Annotated in this window: 7 protein-coding genes and 1 pseudogene; 4 read left to right on the plus strand and 4 right to left on the minus strand. The window is 66.0% G+C overall.

Features of this window, described 5'->3' with window-relative positions; genetic code table 11:
- Positions 1-133 precede the first annotated feature (133 nt).
- Both ACIBAE_RS29565 and ACIBAE_RS29570 read right to left on the minus strand, forming a co-directional pair.
- The gene (locus tag ACIBAE_RS29565; RefSeq protein WP_399291456.1) at positions 134-742 is read right to left on the minus strand and encodes a hypothetical protein; all 609 of its coding nucleotides are present in this window, start codon (positions 740-742) and stop codon (positions 134-136) included.
- Positions 739-1,392, minus strand: a complete 654-nt coding sequence (locus ACIBAE_RS29570) for a hypothetical protein (protein WP_399291459.1) — start codon at positions 1,390-1,392, stop codon at positions 739-741. The genes ACIBAE_RS29565 and ACIBAE_RS29570 overlap by 4 nt, the downstream gene beginning before the upstream one ends.
- Positions 1,393-1,463: 71 nt before the next feature.
- Here ACIBAE_RS29570 and ACIBAE_RS29575 point away from each other — a divergent pair, with 71 nt between their 5' ends.
- Positions 1,464-1,643 (plus strand): hypothetical protein, encoded by a 180-nt coding sequence (locus ACIBAE_RS29575; protein WP_399291462.1) that lies wholly within the window; start codon positions 1,464-1,466, stop codon positions 1,641-1,643.
- 138 nt (positions 1,644-1,781) lie between these two features.
- The gene (locus tag ACIBAE_RS29580) at positions 1,782-1,907 is read left to right on the plus strand and encodes a hypothetical protein (protein WP_399291464.1); all 126 of its coding nucleotides are present in this window, start codon (positions 1,782-1,784) and stop codon (positions 1,905-1,907) included.
- Between the two features lie 79 nt (positions 1,908-1,986).
- Here the strand turns inward: ACIBAE_RS29580 and ACIBAE_RS29585 are convergent, their stop codons facing one another.
- Complete coding sequence (locus ACIBAE_RS29585; protein ID WP_399291467.1) at positions 1,987-2,304, minus strand: hypothetical protein; 318 nt, start codon at positions 2,302-2,304, stop codon at positions 1,987-1,989.
- A 131-nt stretch (positions 2,305-2,435) separates the two neighbouring features.
- Between ACIBAE_RS29585 and ACIBAE_RS29590 the strand changes: the two genes are divergently transcribed.
- Both ACIBAE_RS29590 and ACIBAE_RS29595 read left to right on the plus strand, forming a co-directional pair.
- Positions 2,436-2,921: a hypothetical protein gene (locus ACIBAE_RS29590; protein ID WP_399291470.1), complete on the plus strand. Its 486-nt coding sequence runs from the start codon at positions 2,436-2,438 to the stop codon at positions 2,919-2,921.
- A 78-nt stretch (positions 2,922-2,999) separates the two neighbouring features.
- Positions 3,000-3,524, plus strand: a complete 525-nt coding sequence (locus ACIBAE_RS29595) for a hypothetical protein (RefSeq protein ID WP_399291473.1) — start codon at positions 3,000-3,002, stop codon at positions 3,522-3,524.
- 348 nt (positions 3,525-3,872) lie between these two features.
- Here ACIBAE_RS29595 and ACIBAE_RS29600 read toward each other — a convergent pair.
- A pseudogene (locus tag ACIBAE_RS29600) lies at positions 3,873-4,870 on the minus strand (IS5 family transposase).
- Positions 4,871-5,036 lie beyond the last annotated feature (166 nt).

The following is a 5,036-nucleotide window of genomic DNA, read 5'->3' on the forward strand; positions in this document are numbered from 1 at the left end:
GAGACGACACTCGGGCCCTCCACCTGCCCACTCTCAGCCCACGGCACGAAAACGGTCCACCGACTCCGTCGGCGGACCGTCATGAAACTTCGAGGCTAATGGTGGAGTCGAGTATTGGAACTGTCCGAATGCCTCAGCCATTGCGGACCCATGAGGTGAACTCGTCGGCGAAGCCGGGCGGGTTGGCGGCCTCGGTCTGCCGGGCGATCGCCTCGTAGTACTCCAGCTCGTGGACGATCACCGGCACGGTTCGGCCGACAGATCTTTCGATGACGCCGGTCGTGTGGAGGGTTCGGGCGAGCTGGCAGCAGGTCTGGTTGAAGCGGGCCTCGATCTGCGCGGCGAGTGGCCCGATAACTGAATCCCAGTCGGCGAGGTCGGTCGGCTCGTCGTACCAAAGTCCGAGTTCGGTGATCCACTCCTGGCGAGCTGTGGCCCCGGCGGGGTCTCTGGTCAGGTCGCCGACCACAGTCAGCTCGTTCTGGATCCAGAAAGCGTAGTTCCAGCGGGCTTCTGCCTGGTCAGAGGCGTCCTGGACGCTGCGTCGGGCTTGAGTTTCAGTGTTGTAGCCGATCGTCAAGGTCGGCTGACGAGGGTCGTCGTCCTCGTTGTCGATGAGGAAGGAGACAGCGTAGATGTAGCCGGCGTCGGCGGCCGGGATGGATGCGAGGGCCCTCTCGACGAGATGCTGGAGGTGATCGTTGAACGTCATGGTCGGCTGGGTCCTGTCGGTCAGGGTCATGAGTCCCACTGGTCGCAGTACTCGATGTGGATCTCGCGCGCGTCGCCGAGAATGCCGTCGTTGGAGTGGAGCTCGGTGCAGAAGTGCGGGTAGCTCGGATGGACAGGGACGTATTCGGGGCCGTTTCGGGCGACGTCGAAGAAGTGCCGGGCGGTGTCCCTGAACACCTTCGCGCTGCCGGTCATGAACAGGGTCTCGGCGTGGAGATGCTGGTGGAACAGATCCCGGTTCTCCTGGTAGTGCCGTGCCTCGTAATCAATCACGGCTTCGTCGGTGTGTCCTGGGCCGGGCAGCGTCACGGTCTGCGGACGCCCTGGGCCGAGCCGTCCTCGTATTTCCTTCCAGCGTGAGGGGGCGAACTGGAGCGAGTGGTGCAGCAGCACGAGATCAAGCTGCCGTGTGCCGTCTTCTGGCAGCTCGCGGGAGGGGCCACGGTTCCCCCGCATCGGCAGGTGGACCAGCGAGCGCGGTGAAGAGGCAGCGAGCTTCCATAGCCCACCGATTCGCTGGGCGGCGTCCTGATCGAGGTAGGTGTCCAGGTGCCGATCGTGGTCGATGAGCACTGCGTGGACCAGGGGCCGGGCTGGTCGGATGACCTTGAACTCCGTGGATCCGAGCCGTGCTTGGTGGATGGTGATGGGTAGCTTCATTGGTTCTCCGGGACGCGGCGGCTGACATCGGCGGCGTAAGAGGCCCAGTCGCCGGCTGATGCCTTCTGCCATTGGACGGCTACTTGGATGTGGACGCCGAGTACCCGGGCGAGGATGGCGGCGGGCAGTTCGGCGGCGAGGGTGAACAGTGCGGTGGAGCGGTCCTGCCGGGGCCGGATCCCGATCTTGTGGAGACGCTGGCCGATCCGGTCATCGCCGAGGGGGTGCCCTGGGCGGCCGCCGGGAAATAGCCAGGGGACGTGCTCGGGGGTTCCGATCTTGGCTTTGCCTCGGCGGGTCGCGACGAGTTCGCGGACGAGTGCGGCCAGCGGTTTGGGTAGGACGACTGGTGAGGTGCCGAACGTGATCGCGACGATGTCGTTGTCGAGGTGGACGTCGTCGACAGTGAGTCGGCTGATGGTGGCGATCTTCTGCGCGTAGAGGACCAGCAGCAGTCCGGCGACGCGGTCCGTGGTGGGCAGGGTGTCGTCGTGGAGGAGCCGTCGGGCGTCTGAACTACTGGCGGCAGGGGGTTATTCCGACTGTGCACTATTCCCACCTCTCCCACATGGTCCTCGCCAGAGTCGATTCGGCTCAGCCCGGTTCCAGCGAGTCGGCTCGCCGCTTCAGGTCTGCTGCGATGTCGTCCCAGTCCGGTCCATGCAGCCAGAGGTTTTCGGCTGCCTCTCGCAGCAGCGCTGGCTCGTCCGGCCGCTGCAGGAGCACCAGACGGTAGGCCAGGTTGCGAACCCAGACCGGCAGATGGCCGTCGACGACGTGCGGGCACAGCTCACGCAGCATGGCGAAGGTCAGCTCTTCGACGAAGTAGTGCTCCTGGTGGTCGCACTTCGGTGTAGGTCGGTACTCGTCTCCGTAGAGACACCGGGCGTGCTCCGTCAGGGTGTTGTGCATGCCCTGGAGCCTATGCCGTCTTGATCCGCCGGACAGAGCCTGCCCGGACCGGTCCGCGATGATGATCCGTTGGGCGGTGACCGCAACGGTGCCCCGACGCCCCTCAGCCGCCCGTCTGCGAAAATCGCACAGTGCTGCGAACAGCTGAGATCACCGCCGAACTGACAGTGCCGCTCCGAGGCGAGGTCTTCCACAACCTCCACTGGCAGAAGAAGCTGGACCTGAGCTTGGACTGCTTCATCTGTAAGCGCACAGGGCGCACTACTCACCTCCGATATGGCGAGGAATGCGCGGTTTGTTCAGGTAGTCGGAGAGTGGAGCATCCGGCTGCGGGTCGCGTTGCCGCCTTCGACGAGCGGGAGCGGACGGCACTCCGGGCCGTCGTCGACTACTGGTGGGCGCCGTTCCATGACACCAAGCGGGACGAGCCAGCAGCCGCGCTGACGCGCGCGCCATGGGTCCGGCTGCACCTGGGATACCGCTGTCCAGAATCGCAGCAGGCCGAAGCGTTCAGCATCCAGAGCAACATGGTTCGCCCCGTGAGCCAAACCTGTACCCACTGTGCTCACCCCCTCGCCATCAGCGCGCAGTCCCCCAACATCCGCCTGATGTCTTGATCCTCACCGCCATACATTCGGGTCGATGTGTTGCCGGCGAGCGCGTGAGTGTCGTTCCCGGCCGCTATGGTGCGGCGCATGCAATCGCTGATCAGCGCCATCCACGAGCACGCAGACGCTGCCCGCTTCCTCGCCTGGCCTGGCGACTTTGACCTCGACCGGGGAGAGCACGGCGAGGATGTCCACCTCGCGTCGGGCGCGGCCCTGGAGGGCTTCGCGGGTGACGGAACAGGGGGCACGTACTTCTTCTGCGGCGATGGCGGGGAGGAACGTCCGGTCCTGTACGCGGATTCCGAAGGTGGCGCGGCTCTGGTCGCGATCGGCCTGCCGGAACTCCTGCGGCTCCTCCTGGTCGCGCCCTGGTGGCGCGACTGCCGAGCGTTCACCGCGGAGGAGAGCGGCGAGCTGGCCGCCGAGTACGTGGAGGACATGCCCGACCTGGCAGTTCTGCGGGACCGTGCGGCCGAAGCTCTTGGCCTTGACCTTCCCACTGAGGCCGACGTCCTGGCCCGACTGCGCGAGGCCGCGGCTGAGACGGGCAAGGACTTCATCCTGATCTTCACGCCGGAGGGTGAGCCCTACGACCCGCTGATCAAGAGCTGAGCGACATGCCCGGCGCCACGGGAACTTGATTGGGGGATGTCAGGACCGGCCGCCCGATATGAGCCGCCCGTCTCGCGGGCCTACGGGTGTTGCCGGAGCGGTCCATCGGGAGAAGATCTTCCCGTGAGCCAGCCCCTGCCGCAGTTGCCGAAGCCCGAATTCGTCCTGATCCGCATCGAGGCTCCACCCGGGGTCCCCGCCCAGATGGCTGTCAATCTCGGTGAGACCGGCGTCCCAGGCGGGTTGATCGGATACGAGTACCGGGCGCTGAGTGAGCCGGTGTTCCTCGGAGGGATCGGTGAGCGGGGGCTGGTCGCCATCGCGACTAGGGCCTGTTCTGAGTCGGGATCATGGGGTCGCTGGGAGGCTGCGGAGCCAGATGATTGCGCCGCGTAGGTGCAGTCCGGCTTCATAGCTTTCGGGTGTCTTGTCGTAACGGGTAGCCAGCCCCCGCCACTCCTTGAACCTGTTGATGGCGCGCTCCACGGTGTTGCGGTCTTTGTAGAGCGTGGCGTCGTGGCCGACCGGGCGGCCTCCGGCCGATCCCTTTTTCTGGCGGTTGGCCGCCTGGTCGGCCTTCTCCGGGATCACCGCCTTGATCTTCCGTTTACGCAGGTGAGCGCGGTTGGCGCGGGAGGAGTACGCCTTGTCCCCGGCGACAGCGCCGGGACGGGAGCGGGGCCGGCCGACCGGACCACGCACCCTGATCTTGCGCAGGACCGGGATGAACTGCGGACTGTCCGCGGCCTGTCCGGGGGTGAGGATGATCGACAGCGGTCGGCAGCGACGCTCGACCGCAAGATGGATCTTGGACGTCAGCCCGCCCCGGGAACGCCCCAGCTTCGCGGCCTTCAGTCGGGCCTTGTGCCGACGACGCACCACACGGCGGCGTTCCCGCTCCCCGTTCTCCCCGCCCCCGTCCGGCTCGCCCGTCACATCGTCTTGTCGACTCGCCGCAGCCCCCTTTCCGCGGCCAGGGCTTTCTCCAGATCGGCAAGCAACTCGGGATCGACCACCATGCCGGCTGCGTGATGGTGCGCCCGGCTGACCGTGGAGTCCACGCTGACCAGGCTGAGATCGACGTCGCCGCGGGCCGCCGCCGCGGCGATCATCACGTCCATGAGCGTGTGGAAGATCCCGTCGGCGGCCCACATTCGGAACCGGTCGTAGATCGTCGACCAGGAGCCGTAGTGGCCGGGTATGTCCCGCCACGGGCTGCCGGTCCTGAACCTCCACATCACCGCATTGAAGTAGCTACGCAGGTCAGGGATGGGCCCGAAGGCGCCCAGTGGCAGGTGCGGCTCGATCAACTCCCACTCGGCATCGGTCAGATCACCACGCGTCATGACACCGGTTTTAACCGATCCGCGGACCTGCGGAGGGGGAAACAGCGAAACCGTGATCCCGACTCAGAACAGGCCCTAGGCCGTGTCTGATAAATGATCATGCGGTGGTGTCGCGGAGCCACAAGATGAGCGAGGCCAGGTGCAGTCCCGACTGATAGCGGACGGC

It is taken from the genome of Streptomyces sp. NPDC051569, from assembly GCF_044454085.1.
Taxonomy (GTDB): domain Bacteria; phylum Actinomycetota; class Actinomycetes; order Streptomycetales; family Streptomycetaceae; genus Streptomyces.